This is a genomic window from Amycolatopsis methanolica 239, assembly GCF_000739085.1.
Taxonomy (GTDB): domain Bacteria; phylum Actinomycetota; class Actinomycetes; order Mycobacteriales; family Pseudonocardiaceae; genus Amycolatopsis_E; species Amycolatopsis_E methanolica.
Genome location: NZ_CP009110.1, coordinates 6,028,412 through 6,049,965, shown reverse-complemented (window position 1 = coordinate 6,049,965; position 21,554 = coordinate 6,028,412). Strand labels below are relative to the sequence as shown.

Below are 21,554 nucleotides of genomic sequence, written 5' to 3'. Positions count from 1 at the left end.
GCCGGTGACGCCGGGACGGCTCTGGACGACCGTAACCTGACCCGGGGTGCTCGTGACACCGGGTACCGCGAGTGCAGGGGAACCGCCCAGGCGGCTGGCGCCGAACGACGCAGGTTGGCGGCTGGTGAGTGGCATCAAAGGTTCACCAGCCGGGTTCGGCGGGCGATCAGGACGGAGGCGCCGCTGTCGAGGGCCGGGGGCGCTTGGGGCGGCGGTCAGGTGGCCGGTGCGTGCGATAGCGCCGGGTGCGGCCGAGTGGGTGGGTTGGGGGTGTGTCATCAGGGCTTCACCAGCCGCGTTCGGAGCGCGATGAACGCGAATGCGTCGCCGCCGGGGATGGCCGGCGTGATGCCTGCCGGGGGTTTCTGCTGCGGCCTCGGTCAGGTGGCCGGTGGGTGTGGTGGCGTCGGCTGGGGCTGGGTGTCGGGTCGCGTGGGTGGGTTGGGGGTGTGTCATCAGACCTTCACCAGCCTGGTTCGGCGGGCGATGGACACGAATGCGCCGCCGCCGAGGATGGCCAGCGTGATGCCGGCCGGGATTTCCGCCGGGGCGGCGATCAGGCGGCCTGCGACGTCGGCGAGCAACAGCAGCACCGCGCCGGCCAGGGCGGAGCACGGCAGAAGCCACCGGTGGTCAGGGCCGGTCAGGGTGCGCACCACGTGCGGGACGATCAGGCCGAGCGCGGCGATCGGCCCGGCGGCGGCCGTCGCGGCGCCGGCCAGCAGCGTCACCGCGGCCAGGCCGACCAGGCGACTCGCCGCGACCGACTGGCCCAGCCCACGCGCGGTGTCCTCGCCCAGCGAGACCGCGTTCAGCGCCCGCGTGTTCAGCATCGCCAGCACCAGCCCGGCCACCACGAACGGCAGGATCCCGAGGCTGATGCTCGCGTCGCGGCCGCTGATCGAACCCACCACCCAGCGGCGGTAGACGTCCAGCGTGGGGTTGTCGCTCAGGATCACCAGCGACGTGAAGGTCGACAGCAGCGCCATCACGGCCGCCCCGGCCAGCGCCATCGGCACCGGGCTCAGCTGCCGCCCGCTCGACCCGATGGCGAACACCGTCGCCGTCGCGATCAGCGCCCCCGCGAAACCGAACCACACCTGGCCGCCGGGATCGACCACCCCGAGAACCTGCGCGGCCAGTGCCACCGCAAGCGCGGCGCCCGCGTTGATGCCGAGCAGACCGGGATCGGCCAGCGGGTTGCGGGTGTGCCCCTGCATGAGGACCCCGGCGGCGCCGAGCGCGACACCGACGAGCACCCCCAGCGCGGTGCGGGGCAGGCGCACGTCACGGACGATCGTCGCCGCCTCGCTGCCGTCGTCGTGCAGCAGCACCCGGACGGCGGTGCCGATGCCGAGGTGGTTGCTGCCCAGGACCAGGCTCAACGCGACCGCGACGACCAGCGCCACCAACAGGGACGCCAGGAGCACCAACCGGAGCGGCGTCGTCCTGGTCACCGACAGTGACATGATCGCGTTCACGCTTGTAACTTAGCTTAGCCATACCTAAGCTCGAAAGTGTGACGTTCGTTCAGGTTCTGGACACGCGGTGTACGGGCAGCCGGCTCACGAAGGTCATCCGCCGCTGATGGCATGGCCGCATGTGCATGGGTTGCGGAGTTCCCCGACGCGGTTTCCTCCAGGCGGCGTCGGTGGCCGGCGCGGGGACGCTCGCACCGGTGGCGTTCGCCGAGGCCGCCGAGGGCCAGGCCGAGACCAAAGTGCTGACCGGGCGGTTCGAGCCGGGCACCGCGGACTTCGTGTACCTGCCGGTGGAGGTGCCGGCCGGGGTCAGCCAGTTGTCGGTGGTCTACAGCTACGACAAGCCGGCGGTGCCCAGCGGGACGCCCGGCAACTCGTGCGACATCGGCATCTTCGACAATCGTGGCACGGCACTCGGCGGCGACGGCTTCCGCGGCTGGTCCGGCGGCTTCCGCGACCGCTTCTCGATCAGCCGCACCGAGGCCACGCCCGGCTACCTGCCCGGCGACATCACGCCCGGCATCTGGCACATCGTCCTCGGCCCGTACACGATCGCGCCGCAAGGCCTGAACTACCGCGTCGAGGTGACGCTCACCCACGGCCCGGCCGGCGCGCCGTACCGCCCGAACTACCCGTCCGAACGCACCCGCACGCGCGGCCGCCAGTGGTACCGGGGCGACTGCCACCTGCACACCGTGCACTCCGACGGCAAGCGCCTGCCGTCCGAGGTGGCCGCCGGTGCGCGGGAAGCCGGGCTGGACTTCATCACCTCGACCGACCACAACACGTCGTCGTCGCACGGCGTGTGGGGCGAGTTCGCCGGCGACGACCTGCTGATCATGCTCGGCGAGGAGGTCACCACCCGCAACGGCCACTGGCTCGCGCTCGGCGTGCGGCCCGGCCAGTTCGTCGACTGGCGGTACCGGTCCCGCGACGGCGAACTGCCCGAATACCAGCGTGCGGTGCACCGCTCCGGCGGCCTCTGCGTCGCCGCGCACCCGTACTGCCCGTGGGTCGGGTGCAACTTCAAGTTCGGCTACACCGGCTTCGACGCGGTCGAGGTGTGGAACGGCCCGTGGACGTGGGACGACGACGCCGCCGTGTCCGAATGGGACAACACCCTGGTGGAATCCGTACGCGGCAAGGGAAGCTGGCTGCCCGCGATGGGCAACAGCGACGCGCACAACCCCGGCCAGACGATCGGCCTGCCACAGACCGTCGTCCTCGCCGACGCGCTCACCCGGGACGCGATCCTCGACGGGATCAAGGCCGGGCGCAGCTGGATCGCCGAGTCGGCCGGCGTCGACCTGTCACTCGCCGCGACCGGACCGCGCGGCCAGGCCGCAGGCATCGGCGACCGTCTCGCCGTGGCGGCCGGGGACAAGGTCGCCGTGCGGCTGGACGTGTCGGGCGTGCCGAACGGGACCGTGCGCCTGATCACCGACGAGGGTCAGGTGTTCCAGCAGAGCCTTCCCGCTTCGGGTTCCGGCAGCGTGTCGTGGCTGACCACGCCCGCGGTGTCGGCTTATGTGCGTGCTGAGGTGCGTCACCCCCTTGCTGATGGTTCGGCGGGTGCTCCCGCGTTGTCGGCTGGTCTCAACTTCGGCGCCATGGCGGCGATGACGAACCCGATCTTCCTCGACCGGGTGTGACCCCACCGAGACCGACGGGCTGGAAGCCGTCGCGGCGTGGGGTGATCACTCTGGCTGCGCGGCTCCCTTCAACGTCGCGCGGACGGCGTCGATCGTGTCCGCGTCGGCCGGGTCCTTGCCGGGGCGGTAGCGCACCACGCGGGCGAAACGCAGTGCGACACCGCCCGGGTAGCGCGTGCTGACCTGGGCGCCGTCCAGTTCGATCTCGACCACCAGCTCCGGCCGAACGTGCACCGTCCATTTGTCCCTGTGGGTTTCGATCTCCTGGAACGTCCTGGTCTGCCACGCCAGGAGCTCGTCGGTGAGCCCCTTGAACGTCTTGCCGACCATGATCGGCGGGCCGCCGTCCGGGTCGCGTGCCCCGAGGTGCAAGTTCGACAGGTACCCGGTGCGGCGGCCGTGGCCCCATTCCGCGGCGAGGACGACGAGGTCGAGCGTGTGCACCGGCTTCACCTTCAGCCACGCCCTGCCCCGCCGCCCCGCCGCGTACGGCGAGGCGAGCGCTTTCACCATCACGCCCTCGTGCCCGGCGTCGAGGGCGGCCGCGAGGATCGCGTCCGGATCGGACGGTTCCGTCCTCCCCGGGATGAGGTGCTCGCCGGCCACCCGGCGCAGCGCCTCGTTGCGATCCCGCAACGGCTTGTCGAGCAGGTCCGTGCCGTCCAGGTGCAGGCAGTCGAAGAAGTACGGCTGCAGCAGCAACGCGCGCACCTGCTCCTCGCGCGTGCTGCCGAACCGGCTCATCGTCTCCTGGAACGGCCGTGGCCTGCCGTCGTCGGTCAGCGCGAGCGTCTCCCCGTCGAGCACCACCGACCGGCACGGCAGTGCGCGCACCAGGGACACCAGCTCGCCCACGTGCTGGGTGATCTCGCGCAGCGTTCTCGTGTAGACGTGCACCTCGTCGCCGTCGCGGTGCACCTGGATCCGCGCTCCGTCCATTTTGTACTCGACGATGGCGGACGGGTGTTCGCGCACCGCCTCGTCGAGCGATTCGGCCGGGGACGCCAGCATCGGCCGCAGCGGGCGCCCCAGCTCCAGCCCGAAGCCGCCGAGCGCGGCCTCGCCACCGGTGACCGCGGCCGCGGCGGTGACCGGCAGCTGCCCGGACAGCATGAACGCGCGCCGGACCGCCTCGGCGGGCACGTTCGCCGCCGCCGCGATCGCGTCGAGCATCACGCCTTCCAGCGCCCCCTGCCGCAGCTCACCGGTGAGCAGGCGGAAGAGGAACTGCTGTTCGGCTTCGGTGGCGCGGGTGAACAGCTCCGCCAGCAGGTCGGCCCGGCGCCTGGCCGACCCGCTGCCCGAAGCGGCTCCCACTTCGCCGAGGACCTCGTCGACCCCGGCCAGGGTCAGGTTCGGTTCGTCAGCCGGGCGCGCGCCCAGCTCGGCCAGCGTGCGCCACCCCGTCCCGATCCGGCCCTGGGTGGGCCGGCCGGTCAGGAAGGCGACCACGGCGGGCAGCTCCCGCTCGTCCGCGCGGTTGAGCAGGTCCGCCAGCGTCGCGATCTTCGCCTTGCGCGAGCGGGTGGCCGCTAGCGAGGCGGAGGCTGTGACGACGTCGGCGAGCAACATGCGGACATCATCTCCCGCCCCACCGACAATTTCCGGGGACGCAGGACCAGCGCGACCGCGCCGAGGCAGACGACCAGCCCGAGCAGGCCACGCAGCGTGATCGTGTCGTCGAACATGAGCCAGGCGAGGATCATCGTGGTAGGCGGTGTGAGGTACAGCAGACCGGACACGGTCGTCACCGAGCTGCGACGCAGCACCAGCCAGTAGCAGCCATATCCCCCGAACGTGGAAAGCACGACGACCCACCCGACCGCGAACCAGAAGTCCGGATCCGCGGGCGCGACCAGCTGCCCGGTGGCCGCCGCGACCCCGGTGAACAGGATCGCGCTGGTCACGCACTGCACCACCAGCCCGTCCCAGAGCGGGACGTCGGAAGCCGTCTTGCGCTCGATGAGCGTGGCCGCGACCAGTGCGAGCATCGCCAGGAACGGCAGGGCGTAGGCCAGCGGCGGGGTGCCGGGGCGGCCGGACAGGTCGTCGCCGACCACCAGCGCCACCCCGGCCAGCCCGCCGACCAGCCCGGCCCACCGCAGTGCGCCCGCGCGCTCGCCCAGCACGCACTGGCTCAGCACCACCGCGACGATCGGTTGCAGCGCCGCGATCAGCGCGGACGTTCCGGCGGCGACGCCGAGGTCGGCCGCCGCGTACACGCAGTACAGGTACCCGCCCTGGGAAAGCACGCCGAGGCCGGCCTGGATCACGGCGTCCCGCGGCCGCATCGCGCGCCGCCGGACCACCCACCACACGCCGAGCAGCAGCCCCGCGGCCAGGAACCGCCAGGCCAGGAGGGATACCGCGCCGCCGGACCTGGCGCCCAGCGTGGCGCCGACGAACCCGGAGCTCCAGAACAGGACGAACCCGGCTCCGGCGGCGACGTTCCCTCGCATGCGACCTCCCCGAGTATACCGATCTGTATAGCCTACGGTAGCTATACCGGTCGGTGTACTGTCAAATCGTGGAGACGGACAAGCCGCTGACCCCGGCCGCCGAACGCATCCTCACGGTCGCCGGGAAACTGTTCTACGACAACGGGATCCACGCGGTCGGCGTGGACACGATCGCCGCCGAGGCCGGGGTCACCAAGAAGACCCTGTACGACCGGTTCGGCTCCAAGGCTGATCTGGTAGCCCTCTACCTGCGCCGCCGGGACGAGCGGTGGCGGGAACACGTGCGCTCCTTCGCCGGCCCGCGGACGACTCCCGCCCAGAAGCTGCTGAAGGTCTTCGACGCGCTCGCCGACTGGCTCGACACCGAGAACACGCGTGGTTGCGCGTTCGTCAACGCGCACGCCGAACTGCCGTCGCCCGACCACCCCGGACGGCAGGTGATCACCGCGTCGAAGCAGTGGTTGCTGGGCTACCTGCGGGACCTGGCCGCGGACGCGGGCGCGCGGAACCCGGTGCGGCTGGCGGAGGCGCTGCTCGTCCTGGTCGAGGGCGCGACGGTCGCGGCGTCGCTGGACGTCGCGCCGACCGCGGTGGCCACGGCCAAGCGCGTCGCGAAGTCGCTGGTGGACGAAGCCACTGCGGCGTAGCACAACTCGGCGTCCCGGCGGTAGGGCGCCGGTCACCGGGATGGCCCTTGCCCCGCAGCGAGGCCGAAACGTACCGTGAGCGGGCCGTGGTGCTCGGGAAGTCCGGTGTGAAACCGGCGCGGCCCTCGCCACTGTGAACGGGAAGTCCCGGCCCGGGACAGCCACTGGACGCGAGTCCGGGAAGGCGGGCCGCGGATGTTGATCCGAAGCCAGGAGACCGGCCACGGCACGTTGGACCATCCACGAGGTGCTGGAAGGCGGTCTCCATGGGGAGTTCATCCACCATGTCCTGGCGCAGGCAGGACACCTACCGCACGGGCCTGTTGCTGCTGGCCATCGTCGTGTTGCACGCGGTCGCCTTCGGGATACTCGCGTTGCTCGTGGTGCCCGGGCACTACGCCGTGGGCGCGCAGGTCTTCGGCTTCGGGCTGGGGCTGACGGCGTACACGCTGGGCATGCGGCACGCGTTCGACGCCGACCACATCGCCGCCATCGACAACACCACGCGCAAGCTGATGGCCGAGGGCCAGCGCCCGGTCTCGGTCGGGTTCTGGTTCGCGCTCGGGCACTCCACCGTGGTCGTCGTGCTGGCGGTGCTCGTCGCGATCGGCGCGAAGGGCATCCTGAGCTGGACCGAGGACGGCTCGTCGGCGCACCGGGTGCTCGGCGTGATCTCCACCGGCGCGTCCGGCGGGTTCCTGTACCTGATCGGCATTCTGAACCTGGTCGCGCTGATCGGCATCTGGAAGGTGTGGCGCGAGCTGCGCCGCGGCCGCTTCGACGAGGCCGAGCTGGAGGCGCGGCTCGACTCGCGCGGGTTCGTCAACCGGTTCCTCGGCAGGCTCACCCGCTCGATCCGCCGCCCGGGCCAGATGTACCTGGTCGGGCTGCTGTTCGGCGTCGGGTTCGATACCGCGACCGAGGTGCTGCTGCTGGCGCTCGCCGGGTCCGGCGCGGCCGCCGGCCTGCCCTGGTACGCGATCCTGTGCCTGCCGCTGCTGTTCGCCGCCGGCATGAGCCTGTTCGACACGCTTGATGGCACGTTCATGAACTTCGCCTACAACTGGGCGTTCGCCAACCCGGTCCGCAAGATCTACTACAACCTCACGATCACCGGCCTGTCCGTCGCGGTGGCGCTGGTCATCGGCACCATCGAGCTGGTCGGTGTCGCCCGGGACGACCTGGGCTGGTCGGGCGCGCTGGTCGACTGGATCGCGGACATCGACCTCGACAGCGTCGGCTACATCGTCGTCGGGTTGTTCGTGGTGGTGTGGGCGGCCGCGATCGCGTACTGGCGGCTCGCCAGGGTCGAGCACCGGTGGAGCTCAGCCGAGTGAGGCCGCCCGCCCGTTCGAGCTGAGTGCGGCGGTCAGGTCCTCGCGGGCCCGGAACACGCGGGACCGGATGGTGCCGACAGCGCAGTCGCACACCTCCGCCGCGTCGGCGTAGGACAGTCCGATCACCTGGGTGAGCACGAACGCCTCCCGCCGCTCCGGCTCCAGCTCGGCGATCAGCTTGCGCAGTACGACGAGCCGGCCGTGGTCGGGCGTCTGGGCGCCGCTCTGCTCCGCGGAGGCCACCCAGTCCTCGACCTGGCTGGTCTGCGGGCGGCGGCGGTTGCCACGCAGGTGGTCGGCGGCGACGCGCTTGGCGATCGACAGCAGCCACATCCGGGCGGGCGACCGGCCGGCGAACGACGGCAGGGCGGCGAACGCGCGCAGGTAGGTCTCCTGCACCAGGTCCTCGGCCACGCCGGGGTTGGACAGGTAGGTCAGCAGGCGGTGCAGCTGCCGTTGGGTGGCGGACACGAAGCGCTCGGCGGCCACCCGATCGCCGCGCGCCGCCAGGAAGGCGTCCCGGGTGATCTCGTCGTCGTCCACTTCGCGTTCCTCCCAGTGCGGCCTGACGGTGCGGGCCCTGACCGATGACCTTATGGCCTCTATGGCATCCGGCGTCAAGGAAACATCACGGGCCTGTGAAATCCCAACCGATCCCAGAATCCGGAGCAGTGAGGGGAACTATCCAGCGCGGGCGGACGACAATGCAAATATGGACTGTGCAACCGCGCGCGAGGCGATCTCGGCCAACCTCGACGGCGAGGACCCCGGGGTGGATCCGGTGGCGCTGGACGAGCACGTCTCGCGCTGCGCGGCCTGTCTTACCTGGCAGGACGAGGCGGCGGCGGTGACCCGCCTGGTGCGCCTCGAGCCGGCTGCCGCGTCGCCGGACGTGTCGGCGCGCGTGCTCGACCATGTGCCCGCGCCCGCCCGGCCGGCGCGGCTCGACTGGCCGCGGCTCGCACTGGTCCTCACCGCGATCGCCCAGATGTCCATCGTGGTGTCGCTGTTGTTCGTGCCCCAGCGGATGGCCGATGGGATGGCCGTCCAGCCCGGATCGCACCTCGAGCACGAGGCCGCGGCGTTCAACTTCGCCATCGCGATCGCCCTGCTGTGGGCGGCCGCGAAGCCGCGACAGGCGCGCAGCCAGCTGCCGGTCCTGCTCAGCTTCGCCGCCGTGCTGGTCGGGTTGTCCGTGCTGGACCTGGTCGGCGGCCGGGTCGGCTGGGAACGGCTGGCCAGCCACCTGCCGCTGCTGCTCGGCTTGTTCTGCGCGGTGCTGGTGGCGCGCCGCGACGGCCGGTGGCCGTGGCCGGGCAACCGGGCGGGCGCCGAACCGGCGAGCCGCACCAGCTCGGCCGAGACCGTCGACGACCGCGCCGAACCGGCGGCGCAGTCACGGAAGTATCAGCCGCCCGCCGCGCGGCGCAACGTCGCCTGATCGATGTCGTCGGTGGCGATCCAGCTGGCCAGCAGGCCCAGCGCGCGCTCGGACGCCGAGCCCGGTTCCGCGGTGTAGGTGACGATCGCCTGGTCCGGTTCGTCCGGCAGGCGCAGCGTTTCGTACCGCAGGTGCACCTCGCCGACCAGCGGGTTGTGGATGCGCTTGTCGCCGTGCGCCTTCTCCCGCACGTGGTGCCCGGCCCACAGGCGGCGGAACAGGTCGCTGCCCAGTGACAGCTCGCCGATCAGCTGGGCCAGGCGCGGATCGCCGGGGCAGCGGCCCGCCTCGGCACGCAGGTTCGCCACCAGCTCCGCGCAGACCTGGTCAAACTCGGGGTGCGGCGCGCGTGCCTCGTCCTCGTTCAGGAAGAACAGCTTCGGCAGGTTGCGCTCGCCCGGTGGCAGCGAGCCGAAGTCGAACGCGATCGCGCCGCCCATCGGGTTCCACGCCAGCACGTCGAGGTAGCGGCCGAAGACGAAGGCGGGCACCGCCTCCGGTGCGCTTGCGCCGCGGTGACGCGAGGTTGTGCAGGTAGGCGCCCTCGTCCGGGTTGAGGCGCAACGCCTGGCGAGCGAATCGAGCACCTCGCCCCGACACGTTCCGCGCGCGGCCGTGCTCCAGGCGGGTCAGGTAGTCGACGCTGATCCCGGCCAGCTGGGCCAGTTCCTCGCGGCGCAGCCCGGCCACCTGGCGCCGCGTCACCCCCTGCGGCGGCAGCCCCACGTCGCGCGGGTCCAGCGCCGCGAGACGGGCCTTGAGGAACGCTCCCAGATCAGCTCCGTCCACGTCTCCAGTATCCCGATCCGCCGGCGCGTTGCCTGGTACAACCAGACCCAGGTCGAGCGTTGCCTGGTCCTCCGCCCCGTCCACGGCGAGCGTGGGCACCACACACCAGAGGAGGAACTCGAAATGCGACGACGAATTCTCGGCGGCACCGGCATCGAGGTCAGCGAGTACACGCTGGGCGCGATGATGTTCGGCGCGTGGGGCAACCGCGACCACGACGAGTCGGTCCGGATGATCCACACCGCGCTCGACGCGGGCATCAACTTCGTCGACACCGCCGACATCTACTCCGACGGCGAGAGCGAGGTGATCGTCGGCAAGGCGCTCAAGGGTCGCCGCGACGACGTGGTCCTCGCGACCAAGGGGCACTTCTACGGCCTGAACAGGCCCGGCAGCAACTCCCGCCGCTGGCTGACGCGGGCGCTGGACGCCAGCCTGCGCCGGCTCGGCGTCGACCACGTCGACCTCTACCAGGTGCACCGCCCCGACCACACCACCGACATCGACGAGACACTGTCGGCGCTGCCGGACTTCGTACGGGCGGGCAAGGTGCGCGCGATCGGGTCTTCCGTCTTCCCGGCGCAGGAGATCGTCGAGGCGCAGTGGGTCGCCGAGCAGCGCGGGCACGTTGCGGTTCCGCACCGAGCAGCCGCCGTACTCGATCCTCAACCGGGGCATCGAGGCGCACGTCCTGCCGACCGCGCAGCGCTACGGCATGGGGGGTGCTGACGTGGGGACCGCTGTCCGCGGGCTGGCTGTCCGGGCGGTACTCCGCACCGTCCGATGTGGATCTGCAGGCGGGCAGGGTCGCGCTGCAGAACCACAAGTTCGACCCCGCGATGCCCGGGAACGCGGCGAAACTGGCGGCCACCAACGAGCTGAAGAAGGTGGCCGCCGACCTGGGCCGCCCGCTCACGCACCTGGCCCTCGCGTTCGTGCGGTCGCACCCGGCGGTCACGTCGGCGATCATCGGCTCGCGCACGCCGGAGCAGCTCGCCGACCTGCTGGCAGGCGTCGACCTCAACGCCGTCGACCCCGACTACACGCCGCCCGCGCTCGCGGACAAGTCGCTGCGGCGGCGCTGATCCGGGGCGGAGGCCACCCGCCCACGGGTGGCCTCCACCCGATCACTTGCCGCCGCGCGCCATCCGGAGCACGTCGAGGGCCTCGTCGAGCTGGGCCTCGGTGAGCTTGCCCTGCTCGATGTAGCCGCGCTCGACGACGACCTCACGGATGGTCTTGAGCTCCTTGAGCGCCTGCTTCGCGACCGCGGCCGCCTCCTCATAGCCGATGTACTTGTTGAGCGGCGTGACGATCGACGGCGAGCCCTCGGCGTAGGCCTTGGTGCGCTCCTCGTTGACGGTGATCCCGGCGATCACCTTGTCGGCCAGCAGGCGGGACACCGCGGCCAGCAGGCGCGCCGACTCCAACACGTTGCGCGCGATCACCGGCAGGTTCACGTTGAGCTGGAAGTTGCCCTGCGAACCGGCGTAGGCCACCGCCGCGTCGTTGCCGATGACCTGCGCGACCACCTGAAGTGTCGCCTCCGGGATCACCGGGTTGACCTTGCCCGGCATGATCGACGAACCCGGCTGGAGGTCCGGCAGCTGCAGCTCGGCGAGGCCGGTGCGCGGACCGGAGCCGAGCCAGCGCAGGTCGTTGGCGATCTTGGCCAGCGACACGGCGACCGTGCGCAGATGCCCGGAGGTCTCGACCACGCTGTCTTGGCTGGCCTGCGCCTCGAAGTGGTTGCGCGCCTCGGTCAGCGGCAGGCCGGTCACCTTCGCCAGCTCCTCGGCCACCGCCGCGCCGAAGCCCTCCGGCGCGTTCAGCCCGGACCCGACCGCGGTGCCGCCGATTGGCAGCTCCCCCAGCCTGCCCAGCCCGGACTCCAGCCGCTCGATGCCGAACCGGACCTGCGCCGCCCACGCCCCGGCCTCCTGGCCCAGCGTGATCGGCACGGCGTCCATCAGGTGCGTGCGGCCGGACTTGACGATGTCCCGCCACTCCGCCGCGCGCCCCTCGATGGTCTCGGCGAGGTGCTTCAGCGCCGGGATCACGTCCGTCAGCACCGCCTCGGTGGCGGCGATGTGGATCGTCGTCGGGAACGTGTCGTTCGACGACTGCGAGGCGTTGACGTGGTCGTTCGGGTGCACGTCGCTGCCCATCGCGCGGCTCGCCAGGGTCGCGATGACCTCGTTGGCGTTCATGTTCGACGAGGTCCCGGACCCGGTCTGGAACACGTCGATGGGGAAGTGCGCGTCGTGCCTGCCCTCGGCCACCTCGTCGGCCGCCGCCGCGATCGCGTTCGCAAGGTCGCCCTCCAGCACGCCGAACCGGGCGTTGACCCGCGCCGCCGCGGCTTTGAGCAGGCCGAGCGCGCGGATCTGGGCGCGCTCGAGGCCCCGGCCGGAGATCGGGAAGTTCTCGACGGCGCGCTGGGTCTGTGCCCGGTACAGCGCGTCGACGGGCACCTTCACCTCGCCCATCGTGTCGTGTTCGATCCGGAATTCAGGTTCAGCCATAACCCGAGTCTGGCCCTTCCGCCGGGCGCTCGCTCCGTGTGTTCGCGCACCGGGAATGGTTAGATCGGTGGTGACTTGGATCACGGCGGAAGGGCGGCGGCCCATGGCTCTGTCAGTGGACGTCCTGATCGTCGGCGCGGGCCCGACCGGCCTGTTCGGCGCGTACTACGCCGGGTTCCGCGGGTTGTCGACGGCGGTCGTCGACTCGCTGCCGGAGGCCGGCGGGCAGGTCACCGCGATGTACCCGGAGAAGCTGATCTACGACGTCGGCGGGTTCCCCGCGGTGCGCGGCCGCGACCTGGTCAAGGGGCTGGTCGAACAGGCCGCGCCGTGGAACCCGGCCTACCTGCTCGGGCGCAAGGCCGAGGAGCTTCGCCGCGGTGACGACGGGCTGGACGTGGTGCTCGACGGCGGGGAGGTCGTGCACGCCAGGGCCGTGCTGATCACCGCGGGAATCGGCGAATTCACGCCGCGGCCGCTGCCGGCCGGGGACGGCTGGCTCGGCCGTGGCATGGTCCACTTCGTGCCCTCGCTGGACGCGCACGCGGGGCAGGACGTCGTGGTCGTCGGCGGCGGCGACTCGGCGTTCGACTGGGTGCTGGCGCTGCACCCGCTCGCGTCGAGCGTCGCGCTGGTGCACCGGCGTGCCAGGTTCCGGGCGGCGGAGTCGATCGTCACGCAGGCGCGCGAGCTGGGGGTGCGGATCATCACCGACGCCGAAGTGACCGCACTGCGCGAAGGGCCGGACGGCGCGCTCGCCGAGGTCGAGGTGCAGGTCAAGGGCGAGGAGCCGGTGGTGCTGCCCGCGCATGCGGTGGTGGCCGCGCTCGGGTTCACCGCCGACCTCGGGCCCATCGAGAACTGGGGGCTGGACATCCACCAGCGAGCCATCCGGGTCGACTCGACCATGGCGACCGGTGTGGAACGGGTTTTCGCGGCCGGAGACGTGGCCGCCTACCCGGGCAAGGTCAAGCTGATCGCCACCGGGTTCGGCGAGGCCGCGACCGCGATCAACAACATCGCCGTCACCCTCGACCCGGAAGCACACCTGTTCCCGGGGCACTCCAGCAACCTGTGAGTCAGGCGGGCGGCGGTGGCGTGGAGGTCGTCGTCGGGCTGGGGGAGGGGGTCGGCGTGGGGCTGGGCGCTGGGCTGGGCGCCGGTGCCGGGGGCGGTGGTGGCGCGGTCTGCTCGGCGATCCACTGCGTGTAGGCCAGCGCCGAGGTGTAGATCGACGGCGCGGTCGTGCAGGCCGGATCGTTGTTGCCGGAGCGGCTGGTCAGGCCCAGCAGGAGCCACCGGTCGCCGGCCTGGACCAGCTCCGGCCCGCCCGAATCGCCGTAGCACGCGCCTGCCGTGCCACCCGGCGAATCGGTACACAGCTCGGTCGCCGGGTCGATCGCCGCGCAACGGGCCGCGTCCACCAGCGTCGTGTCCAGCTGCTGGAGGTCGACCGGCGCGGCGCCGCAACCCGGGGTCGGGCATAGCTGGCCCCAGCCAAGCAGCCGCACCGACGTGCCTGGAGCGGCCGACGTGCCGAGCCCGACCGGCGCGGCCTGCACCGGGCCGGCCAGGTGGACCAGGGCGATGTCCCCGCCCGGCCCACTCGGGTTGTAGTTCGGGTGGGTGATGACCCGGTCCGGTTTCGCGACCTCACCGCCCTGCGTGCGGTCGTTGCTGCCGATCCGGGCGGTGAAGGTGTCGGCGGGCTGGTCGTGGACGCAGTGCGCCGCGGTCAGCAGCCACTGCGGGGAGATCAGGGACGCGCCGCAGAAATGCCTGCCCGCGGTGGTCTGCAGCGACGCGATGAAGGGGTAGGTCTGGTCGGCGGACACGCCGCCGACCAGGTCCGGCCGGGCCGCCGCCGACTGCACCACTCCGGTCACGGTGAGCAGGCAGGCGGCGGCGATCAGCAGGAGGCGTTTCACGGTAGCGGTGGCACCACATCGTCGTCGGGGGCATCGGTCAGGACACCGTCGAAGTCGACGGAGGAGTAGGCGCGGAGCTTGGTCAGGCGGTGGTAACCGTCGATCAGCCGCACCGTGCCGGACTTGGAACGCATCACGATTGACTGGGTCGTCGCGCCGCCGGAGCGGTAGTGCACCCCGCGCAGCAGGTCGCCGTCGGTCACGCCGGTCGCGCAGAAGAACACGTTGTCGCCGCGCACCAGGTCGTCGGTGGTGAGCACGCGGTCGAGGTCGTGCCCGGCGCCGATCGCCTTCTCGCGCTCGGCGTCGTCCTGCGGCCACAACCGCCCCTGCAGCTCGCCGCCGAGACACTTCATCGCGCAGGCGGTGATGATGCCCTCCGGCGTGCCGCCGATGCCGAACAGCATGTCGACACCGGTGGTCGGACGGGCCGCGGCGATCGCGCCCGCCACGTCACCGTCGGAGATGAAGCGGATCCGGGCGCCCGCCTCGCGGACCTCCTTCACCAGCTGCTCGTGCCGCGGGCGGTCCAGGATGCACACCGTCACGTCGGAGACCTCGGTGTGCTTGGCCTTCGCGACCCGGCGGATGTTCTCCGCGACCGGCGCGGACAGGTCCACCACGCCCGCGGCCTCCGGGCCGACGGCCAGCTTCTCCATGTAGAAGACCGCCGACGGGTCGAACATCGCGCCGCGCTCGGCGACCGCGAGCACGGCCAGCGCGTTCGGCATGCCCTTGGACATCAAGGTCGTGCCGTCGATCGGGTCCACGGCGACGTCGCAGGCCGGGCCGTCCCCGTTGCCCACCTCTTCGCCGTTGTAGAGCATCGGGGCTTCATCCTTCTCGCCCTCGCCGATGACGACGACACCGCGCATCGACACCGTCGAGATGAGCTGGCGCATCGCGTCGACGGCCGCGCCGTCGCCCGCGTTCTTGTCGCCCTTGCCGACCCAGCGGCCTGCCGCCATGGCGGCCGCCTCGGTGACGCGCACCAGTTCCATCGCGAGGTTGCGATCCGGCGCTTCCTTGCGTCTCGTCGAGCTCGGGGACTGGGTGCCGCTGGTCATTGCTGCCCTCCAGGGTCGTGCTGGCGCGGGTAACGATTCTCTCAGACTCGCGCGCGCTCGCAGGGCACCGTCGTGATGGCGAATGTCACCCTTCGTCGCCGGTTTCGTCTTCCACGGACTTCAGGGCGTCCTCGATGCGCTCGCGCGCGCCTTCCAGGTGACGCTCGCACAGCTTGGCGAGGTGCTCGCCCTTCTCCCACAGCGCCAGCGACTGCTCCAGGGACAGACCGCCCGCCTCCAGCTCGCGGACGACCTCGATCAGCTGGTCGCGGGCCTGTTCATAGCCGAGTTCTTCGGTCACCGGGTTGTGCTCCTCGCGGGTCGACGAGCGCACACTACCGCGCTCGCCATCGCGTGGTCGTAACCGGCGAAGGCCGTGGCGAACTCCTGGCCGTCACCCTCGGTGATCGCCAGTTCGATGGACCCCTGCGCCTGCGCGACCCGCCTGCGGTGCGGCGCGCCCTCGTTGAACCACCACTTCACGCCCACGAAGGCCGAGGTCGCCTCCGACAGCTGCCGCAGGCGCACGTCCAGGTCCCAGCGGCCCGGCACGGCGCACCCGGCCAGCAGCGACGCCCAGCAGGCGCCGGCCGCGGCCTCGGCGGCGCCTGCCCGGTCGAGAACGGCCTGCGCCCCGGCCCGGGCCGCGGCGTCCGTGGTGAGCGGGAGGAACGTTGCCCGAGCGGAACGCAGCACTTCCTACTCCCCAGGTTCGGTGGATTTCGCGACCGCGTGCACCGCTCCGTCGACGACGCGCACGCGCAGCGGAGTTCCGTCCGCTACTTCAGAGATGTGCCGGAGCACCTGGAGGTTGCCCGCGTCGTCCCGGTATTGCACGACCGCGTACCCGCGTTCGAGGGTCGCGGCCGGTCCGAGCGCGGTCAGCTTGCCGCGCGCGCCGGAGATCGCGGCCTGCTCGTGCGAGACCAGGTTGAGCACCGCGCGACGCCCGCGTTCCCGGTGCAGCTCGACCTCGTCGGCGCGCTGGTTGATCGGGCCGAGCGGATCGGCCAGCACGGGGCGGCTGCGCAGCTGGTCGAGCAGGCGGCACTGGGTGTCCACCCAGCCGTGCAGCGCGCGGCGGGCCCGGTCGCGCATCTGCCGGACCCGCTCGGTCTCCTCCTTGACGTCCGGCACGACGCGCTTGCCCGCGTCGGTCGGGGTGGAGCAGCGCACGTCGGCGACGTGGTCGAGCAGGGGGGTGTCCGGTTCGTGGCCGATGGCGCTGACCACCGGGGTCCGCGCGGCGGCGACGGCGCGGCACAGGGTCTCGTCGGAGAACGGCAGCAGGTCCTCGACACTGCCGCCACCCCGCGCGATGACGATGACCTCGACGGACGGGTCGGCGTCGAGCATCTTCAGCGCCTTGACGATCTGTGGCACCGCCTGGACGCCCTGCACGGCGGTGTTGACCACCTGGAACGGTGCGGCGGGCCACCGGGCGTGCGCGTTGACCAGGACGTCCCGTTCGGCGGCCGACGCGCGGCCGGTGATCAGGCCGATGCCCTTGGGCAGGAACGGGAGGCGGCGCTTGCGTTCCTTGGCGAACAGGCCCTCGGCGGCCAGGAGGCGGCGCAGCCGTTCGATGCGGGCGAGCAGCTCACCGATGCCGACCGCGCGGATCTCGGTCGCCCGCAGCGAGATCGTGCCGCGGCCCAGGTAGAAGGTCGGTTTGGCGTAGACGACCACGCTGGCGCCGTCCCGCAGCGGCGGTTCGATGCCGCGCAGCAGGCCGGTCGGGCAGGTGACGGTCATGGAGACGTCGGCGGCCGGGTCGCGCAGGGTGAGGAACGCGGTCTGGGTGCCTGGACGGGCGTTGATCTGGGTGACCTGGCCCTCGACCCAGACCGAGCCGAGCCGGTTGATCCACTCGGCGATCTTGCGCGCGACGGTGCGGACCGGCCACGGGTTCTCGGCGGAGGTGGGTTCGGCGCTCACTCCGCCTCGGTGTCCCCGGTGGCGTTGGCGCGCTGCACGTTGGTGATGCGACGGGCGAGCATGCCGACGAACTGCGCGCGGTTCTCGTGGGCGCGCTCGTACTCCAGCAGCTCTTCGAGCTCTTCGAGGGAGAAGCGGCGCAGGCGGGCGCGCAGCTGGGGCAGGGTGAGCTCGTCGTAGTTGGCCAGGCCGAGCGGGCCTTCGGCGGTGCCTGCCGGGCTGTCGAACTCGCCCTCGACGTGCTCCTCGCCCAGCGCGCGTTCCTCCTGTTCCCAGGGGCTGTCGCCGACGTCGGCGAGCACCGCGTCCGGGCGGTGGCCGTTGCGGTCGGCGCGCGGCTGTTCCGCAGGCTGGTCGGCGGGCAGGTCCTCGTCGAAGGTGGCCCAGCTCGGGGCCTCCTCGACGGGGCGCAGCGAGGCGAGGGCGTCGTCACCGCGGATGGCCAGCTCGGTGACGTGCTGCTGCATCCGCATGGAGAACTGGAGCACGCCGGAGATCACCGTGACCGGCAGGCCGAGCAGGGTTTTCGGCAGGTCGCGGGCCCGTTCGGCGGCGGTGACGGCCAGGCCCGCCGCGACGCGGAGGGGAAGCGGGAGTGGCTTCATGGGTACAGCGTGCCGCACCTTGACGGTTCAGCCCAACCGGCGCGGCGTGGCGACGTGACGGGATGCACACAATTCGGGCTGGGGGTGCCCGGTGGGGGCGGGGTTCGCCTGCCGGGCGGCCCGTACCCTGGACGTATGACTGCTGTCTCCGAGCCCGTCAAGCGTGTGTTGCTGGCCAAGCCGCGTGGCTACTGCGCCGGCGTCGACCGCGCCGTGGTCGCCGTGGAGAAGGCCCTGGAGCTGTACGGGCCGCCGGTGTACGTGCGCAAGGAGATCGTGCACAACCGGCACGTGGTCGAGTCGCTGCGCGAGCGCGGGGTGATCTTCGTCGAGGAGACGTCCGAGGTGCCCGAGGGCGAGCTCGTCGTGTTCTCGGCGCACGGGGTGTCGCCGGCCGTGCGGGCGGAGGCGGAGGAGCGCAACCTGCGCACCATCGACGCGACGTGCCCGCTGGTGACGAAGGTGCACAAGGAGGTCAACCGGTTCGCGCGCGAGGACTACGACATCCTGCTGATCGGCCACGAGGGCCACGAGGAGGTCGAGGGCACCGCCGGTGAGGCGCCGACGCACGTGCGGCTGGTGGACACGGCCGAGGACGCGGCGAAGGTCGAGGTGCGGGACCCGTCGAAGGTCGTGTGGCTGTCGCAGACCACGCTGAGCGTCGACGAAACGATGGAGCGGGTCGACCAGCTCAAGGGCCGCTTCCCGAACCTGGCGGACCCGCCGAGCGACGACATTTGTTATGCGACGTCCAACCGCCAGACGGCGGTGAAAGCGATGGCGCCGGAGTGCGACCTCGTGCTGGTCGTCGGGTCGAAGAACTCGTCGAACTCCCAGCGCCTCGTGGAGGTCGCGAAGCAGGCCGGCGCCAGGGACGCGCACTTGATCGACTTCGCCCGCGAGGTCGACGAGAAGTGGCTGGAGGGTGTGACCACGGTCGGCGTGACGAGCGGCGCGTCGGTGCCGGACGTGCTCGTGATGGACCTGCTGGCGTGGCTGTCCGAACGCGGCTGGGGCGACGTGCAGGAAGTGACGACCGCGAACGAGAAGATCGCCTTCGCGTTGCCCCGCGAGCTGCGGAGCGTCTGACCGCGCTGGTTTTGGTGCCGCCCGGGGTTCTTCCATCGGACGCGTGATACGCGCGTTCCAGCCCGGTTCGTCTGTGCCGGGGATCGCGCGATCGCGCCCTCACCGCACGCGACCCTCTCTCCAGGTTCCGACAGATCCGGTGTTGCCTCCACAGCGCGACGTGCGTCCAACCGGAGCCCGGCGCGCCGCTTCAACGCCGACGCGCCCCCGATCTCAGGCGTGTTTGTCTCTGGAGCCGGCCGCGCCGCCTCAGCCTTGCGCTGCGCTCTCAGGCGTTGTTGTTTCTGATCCGGGCGCGGTGCGCCAGTCGACACGCCCCGTTCTCAGGTGTCGTCGTGGAGTTCGCTCGCTGTCTCAGCCGGCGTGACGCACTCTCAGGCGTCGCTGTGGAGTTCGCTCGCTGCTTCAGCCGGCGCGGCGCACTCTCAGGTGTCGTCGTGGAGTCCGTCCGCTGCCTCAGCCCCCTCGACGCACTCTCAGGCGTCGTCGTCCCAGGGGCGGCGGCGTGGGGGGTTTCCGCGGCGGCCTTCGGGGCCTCGGCGCGGGTCCAGGCGTGGGTCGCCGCCCCGTGGGGGGACCCGGCGGGGGCGGTCGGCAGCCGGGCCGCCGGCGCGTGGTTCGCCGCCGCGCCGGTCGGCTTCCTCCGGCGGCACACCGCGCTGCCGCGGGCGCCGTCCCGGGGGCGGCGTCTTGCCACCGCGGGCTACGCGGCGCGGGTCGTCCCGAAGCCCCGGGTCCCGGCGGGGGTCGTCCCCTGCCGGACGTCGTGCGCCACCGTCCGCGCCGCGACGGCCGCGCCGAGGCGCCTCGTCCGCGGCGCGACGCGGATCGTCGTCGACCGGGCGGCGTCCGGGACGTCGCCCCGCCGCACCACGTCCGGCAGCGACCGCACCCGCGGCAGCGCCGTCACCGCCCGGGCGGTCCTCCGCGCCGGTATGGTCCTCCGCCGGACGACGCCGACGCGGCGCGTCACCCCGCGCTGCACCGCCGCGAGCCTGGCTGCCGGGACGCTTCGGGTCCGTGGGCCGCTCGCCGTCGCCGGCCTTCGGCTTCGCGTCCGGGTTGCGTTCCCGGTAGATCCGGACGATGCCCAGCACCAGGGTGCAGCCCGTCGTGATCGCCATTGTCGGGAAGCCGTTGATCAGCGGGGTGCCGACCGCCAGCACCTTCGTCAGCATGTCGCTGTTGTCCGGCAACCCGGAGACCAGCAGCACGACCCCGGGTACGGTGATCCCCAGAATCAGCGGGGGCTGCACCATTGGCCCGAACAGGCTGCGCCGCTGCACGCCACACACCGCGCCCACCGCGCCGACGAAGTACGCGCCCTGGAACAGCCAGCCGAGTTTGTTCTGCGTCTGCATGTCGATGACCGCGCCGATCACTGCCAGCCCGAAGGCGAGGAGCACGGCACCCCACCACGGCAGGCCGCGGCGTTCACCGACGATGGGACGCTGATCCCACGGCACGGGGATGTCGTCGGCGTCGGAATCGCTCCGGCGATCGGGAATGGCGGTCACGAGGCAACACCGTAACCTGTAGCCGACCCCACTGGCTCCCCATACCGCCGAGGATGCGGTTCAGACCACTGGCGCGGCCCGCGGGCACCCGTCGTGATCAGGGGTTTCGGCTCGTCCGGCCGTGTTGGCAACCTGCCGGTAACGCGAATTTTTCACTAGCTCGCGGCTATCTCGTCCCCCCTTCGGATGGGTGCCACTTCGGTCGGGCTGGCGGCCGCGTCCGACAGTGGCGCCACGGCTGCCCGGAACCCTTCGAGCGCCTCCATCTCCCGCCGCCGCGCCGATAGGAACCGCTGGAGGTGGGTGCTGCTGAGGTTGAGGGCCTCGACCGCGTTGCCGGCCGCCCGGTGCGCGGCCGCCGCGCCTGCCCGCACCCGCTCGATGTCGTCCACCACCGCCCGGTCGCTCGCGGCGAACAGCGCGGCCGACGCCACCACCGCGAACCCGGTCGGACCGCACAGGAACACCCGCCGGTCGAGCATCCAGCGCAGCAGTTCGGGATCGGTGTCCAGCGCCGCTACCACGGCCGCGTCGGATGGCACGAACATCACCGTGCCGTAGATCGCGTCGGCCCAGCGCTGGTACCCCTTGCCCGCGAGCTCGGCCGCCCGGGAGCGGAGGTTGCGGACGTGGACCCGCAGCGCGTCCATCCGCTCGTCTGGATCGTCGGTCTCGACCGCTTCCGCCCAGCAGGCCAGGCTCGCCTTCGCGTCGACCGGCACGGCCCGGTCGCCACCGACCCGCAGCACCATGTCCGGTTTGGCAGAGCCACCGCCACCCAGGTCCGTCTGCAGCGTGTAGTGCAGCCCCTCGCGCAACCCCAGCGCCCGCGCGGTCTCCGCCAGTACCTGCTCGCCCAGCTCGCCCCTGCCGGTGATCGAGGCGAAGGCCACTTCGTACCTGCGCAGCGCGGCCTGCTGCTGATCCACGCGTGACCGCTCGGCCTCGACCTGCCGGGCCGCCGCGTCCGCGCGGCGCATGCTGTCGCTGTAGAGCCGCCACAGCAGGACGACCGCCACGACCAGGACCAAAGCGATCGCGACGGCTGCCGTGCTGATCACGGTGGAGGCCACTGCCGC

General features: G+C 71.9%; 19 protein-coding genes, 2 pseudogenes and 1 riboswitch. Of the genes and pseudogenes, 7 read left to right on the top strand and 14 right to left on the bottom strand.

The genetic code is table 11. The features are described from left to right. Positions 1 to 455 precede the first annotated feature (455 nt). Entirely contained in the window at positions 456 to 1,481 is a 1,026-nt protein-coding gene (locus AMETH_RS29375; RefSeq protein ID WP_017984793.1) for a FecCD family ABC transporter permease, read from the bottom strand. Positions 1,482 to 1,678: 197 nt separating this feature from the next. On the opposite strand from AMETH_RS29375, the gene AMETH_RS29370 reads away from it, so the two are divergent. Next, positions 1,679 to 3,133 (top strand): CehA/McbA family metallohydrolase, encoded by a 1,455-nt coding sequence (locus tag AMETH_RS29370; protein ID WP_223842964.1) that lies wholly within the window; start codon positions 1,679 to 1,681, stop codon positions 3,131 to 3,133. Between the two features lie 45 nt (positions 3,134 to 3,178). Here the strand turns inward: AMETH_RS29370 and AMETH_RS29365 are convergent, their stop codons facing one another. Next, a complete protein-coding gene (locus AMETH_RS29365; protein WP_017984791.1) occupies positions 3,179 to 4,705 on the bottom strand; it encodes an ATP-dependent DNA ligase in 1,527 nt (508 codons plus the stop codon). After that, entirely contained in the window at positions 4,666 to 5,592 is a 927-nt protein-coding gene (locus tag AMETH_RS29360) for a DMT family transporter (protein ID WP_017984790.1), read from the bottom strand. The genes AMETH_RS29365 and AMETH_RS29360 overlap by 40 nt, the downstream gene beginning before the upstream one ends. A 68-nt stretch (positions 5,593 to 5,660) precedes the next feature. Here AMETH_RS29360 and AMETH_RS29355 point away from each other — a divergent pair, with 68 nt between their 5' ends. Together AMETH_RS29355 and nicT are read left to right on the top strand one after the other, a co-directional pair. Next, a complete protein-coding gene (locus AMETH_RS29355) occupies positions 5,661 to 6,239 on the top strand; it encodes a TetR/AcrR family transcriptional regulator (protein ID WP_017984789.1) in 579 nt (192 codons plus the stop codon). A 70-nt stretch (positions 6,240 to 6,309) separates the two neighbouring features. After that, a riboswitch (cobalamin riboswitch) is annotated at positions 6,310 to 6,479 on the top strand. 44 nt (positions 6,480 to 6,523) lie between these two features. After that, positions 6,524 to 7,576: a Nickel transporter NicT gene (gene nicT, locus AMETH_RS29350; protein WP_017984788.1), complete on the top strand. Its 1,053-nt coding sequence runs from the start codon at positions 6,524 to 6,526 to the stop codon at positions 7,574 to 7,576. Here the strand turns inward: nicT and AMETH_RS29345 are convergent. Next, positions 7,565 to 8,119 (bottom strand): sigma-70 family RNA polymerase sigma factor, encoded by a 555-nt coding sequence (locus AMETH_RS29345; protein WP_017984787.1) that lies wholly within the window; start codon positions 8,117 to 8,119, stop codon positions 7,565 to 7,567. The two genes, nicT and AMETH_RS29345, sit on opposite strands and share 12 nt — an antisense overlap. Before the next feature lie 169 nt (positions 8,120 to 8,288). On the opposite strand from AMETH_RS29345, the gene AMETH_RS29340 reads away from it, so the two are divergent. Then, complete coding sequence (locus AMETH_RS29340; RefSeq protein WP_017984786.1) at positions 8,289 to 9,017, top strand: zf-HC2 domain-containing protein; 729 nt, start codon at positions 8,289 to 8,291, stop codon at positions 9,015 to 9,017. Here AMETH_RS29340 and AMETH_RS29335 read toward each other — a convergent pair. After that, a pseudogene (locus tag AMETH_RS29335) lies at positions 8,984 to 9,806 on the bottom strand (helix-turn-helix domain-containing protein). The gene AMETH_RS29340 and the pseudogene AMETH_RS29335 overlap by 34 nt on opposite strands. A 123-nt stretch (positions 9,807 to 9,929) precedes the next feature. Between AMETH_RS29335 and AMETH_RS29330 the strand changes: the two are divergent. Next, positions 9,930 to 10,891, top strand: a pseudogene (locus AMETH_RS29330) (aldo/keto reductase). 42 nt (positions 10,892 to 10,933) lie between these two features. On the opposite strand, the gene AMETH_RS29325 reads toward AMETH_RS29330, so the two are convergent. Then, positions 10,934 to 12,331 (bottom strand): class II fumarate hydratase, encoded by a 1,398-nt coding sequence (locus AMETH_RS29325; protein ID WP_017984783.1) that lies wholly within the window; start codon positions 12,329 to 12,331, stop codon positions 10,934 to 10,936. A gap of 103 nt (positions 12,332 to 12,434) precedes the next feature. On the opposite strand from AMETH_RS29325, the gene AMETH_RS29320 reads away from it, so the two are divergent. Next, complete coding sequence (locus tag AMETH_RS29320) at positions 12,435 to 13,409, top strand: NAD(P)/FAD-dependent oxidoreductase (protein ID WP_038532492.1); 975 nt, start codon at positions 12,435 to 12,437, stop codon at positions 13,407 to 13,409. A gap of 1 nt (position 13,410) precedes the next feature. Here AMETH_RS29320 and AMETH_RS29315 read toward each other — a convergent pair whose 3' ends face one another. The 6 genes from AMETH_RS29315 to AMETH_RS29290 form a co-directional block, all read right to left on the bottom strand. Beyond that, positions 13,411 to 14,259, bottom strand: a complete 849-nt coding sequence (locus AMETH_RS29315) for a S1 family peptidase (RefSeq protein WP_017984781.1) — start codon at positions 14,257 to 14,259, stop codon at positions 13,411 to 13,413. Next, a complete protein-coding gene (gene glpX, locus AMETH_RS29310; protein WP_017984780.1) occupies positions 14,256 to 15,326 on the bottom strand; it encodes a class II fructose-bisphosphatase in 1,071 nt (356 codons plus the stop codon). The genes AMETH_RS29315 and glpX overlap by 4 nt, the downstream gene beginning before the upstream one ends. Before the next feature lie 85 nt (positions 15,327 to 15,411). Continuing rightward, positions 15,412 to 15,627 (bottom strand): exodeoxyribonuclease VII small subunit, encoded by a 216-nt coding sequence (locus tag AMETH_RS29305; RefSeq protein WP_017984779.1) that lies wholly within the window; start codon positions 15,625 to 15,627, stop codon positions 15,412 to 15,414. After that, positions 15,624 to 16,022, bottom strand: coding sequence for a hypothetical protein (locus tag AMETH_RS29300; RefSeq protein WP_017984778.1), 399 nt, complete (start codon positions 16,020 to 16,022; stop codon positions 15,624 to 15,626). Before AMETH_RS29300 ends, AMETH_RS29305 begins: the two co-directional genes overlap by 4 nt. A 3-nt stretch (positions 16,023 to 16,025) precedes the next feature. Beyond that, on the bottom strand, positions 16,026 to 17,264 hold the full coding sequence (gene xseA, locus AMETH_RS29295; protein ID WP_017984777.1) for an exodeoxyribonuclease VII large subunit: 1,239 nt from the start codon (positions 17,262 to 17,264) through the stop codon (positions 16,026 to 16,028). Beyond that, positions 17,261 to 17,869: a lipid droplet-associated protein gene (locus AMETH_RS29290; RefSeq protein WP_017984776.1), complete on the bottom strand. Its 609-nt coding sequence runs from the start codon at positions 17,867 to 17,869 to the stop codon at positions 17,261 to 17,263. Before AMETH_RS29290 ends, xseA begins: the two co-directional genes overlap by 4 nt. Positions 17,870 to 18,004: 135 nt before the next feature. Here AMETH_RS29290 and AMETH_RS29285 point away from each other — a divergent pair, with 135 nt between their 5' ends. Beyond that, positions 18,005 to 18,958, top strand: coding sequence for a 4-hydroxy-3-methylbut-2-enyl diphosphate reductase (locus AMETH_RS29285; protein ID WP_081617608.1), 954 nt, complete (start codon positions 18,005 to 18,007; stop codon positions 18,956 to 18,958). Between the two features lie 476 nt (positions 18,959 to 19,434). Here the strand turns inward: AMETH_RS29285 and AMETH_RS29280 are convergent, their stop codons facing one another. Together AMETH_RS29280 and rmuC are read right to left on the bottom strand one after the other, a co-directional pair. After that, complete coding sequence (locus AMETH_RS29280; protein WP_017984774.1) at positions 19,435 to 20,475, bottom strand: DUF6542 domain-containing protein; 1,041 nt, start codon at positions 20,473 to 20,475, stop codon at positions 19,435 to 19,437. Between the two features lie 155 nt (positions 20,476 to 20,630). Beyond that, complete coding sequence (gene rmuC, locus AMETH_RS29275) at positions 20,631 to 21,548, bottom strand: DNA recombination protein RmuC (protein WP_017984773.1); 918 nt, start codon at positions 21,546 to 21,548, stop codon at positions 20,631 to 20,633. Positions 21,549 to 21,554 lie beyond the last annotated feature (6 nt).

Coding starts and splice junctions, on each gene's coding strand:
- AMETH_RS29365 (WP_017984791.1), bottom strand. CDS start 4,705: ATGTTGCTCGCCGACGTCGTCACAGCCTCCGCCTCGCTAGCGGCCACC.
- AMETH_RS29360 (WP_017984790.1), bottom strand. CDS start 5,592: ATGCGAGGGAACGTCGCCGCCGGAGCCGGGTTCGTCCTGTTCTGGAGC.
- nicT (WP_017984788.1), top strand. CDS start 6,524: ATGTCCTGGCGCAGGCAGGACACCTACCGCACGGGCCTGTTGCTGCTG.
- AMETH_RS29340 (WP_017984786.1), top strand. CDS start 8,289: ATGGACTGTGCAACCGCGCGCGAGGCGATCTCGGCCAACCTCGACGGC.
- AMETH_RS29325 (WP_017984783.1), bottom strand. CDS start 12,331: ATGGCTGAACCTGAATTCCGGATCGAACACGACACGATGGGCGAGGTG.
- AMETH_RS29320 (WP_038532492.1), top strand. CDS start 12,435: ATGGCTCTGTCAGTGGACGTCCTGATCGTCGGCGCGGGCCCGACCGGC.
- glpX (WP_017984780.1), bottom strand. CDS start 15,326: ATGACCAGCGGCACCCAGTCCCCGAGCTCGACGAGACGCAAGGAAGCG.
- AMETH_RS29290 (WP_017984776.1), bottom strand. CDS start 17,869: ATGAAGCCACTCCCGCTTCCCCTCCGCGTCGCGGCGGGCCTGGCCGTC.
- AMETH_RS29285 (WP_081617608.1), top strand. CDS start 18,005: ATGACTGCTGTCTCCGAGCCCGTCAAGCGTGTGTTGCTGGCCAAGCCG.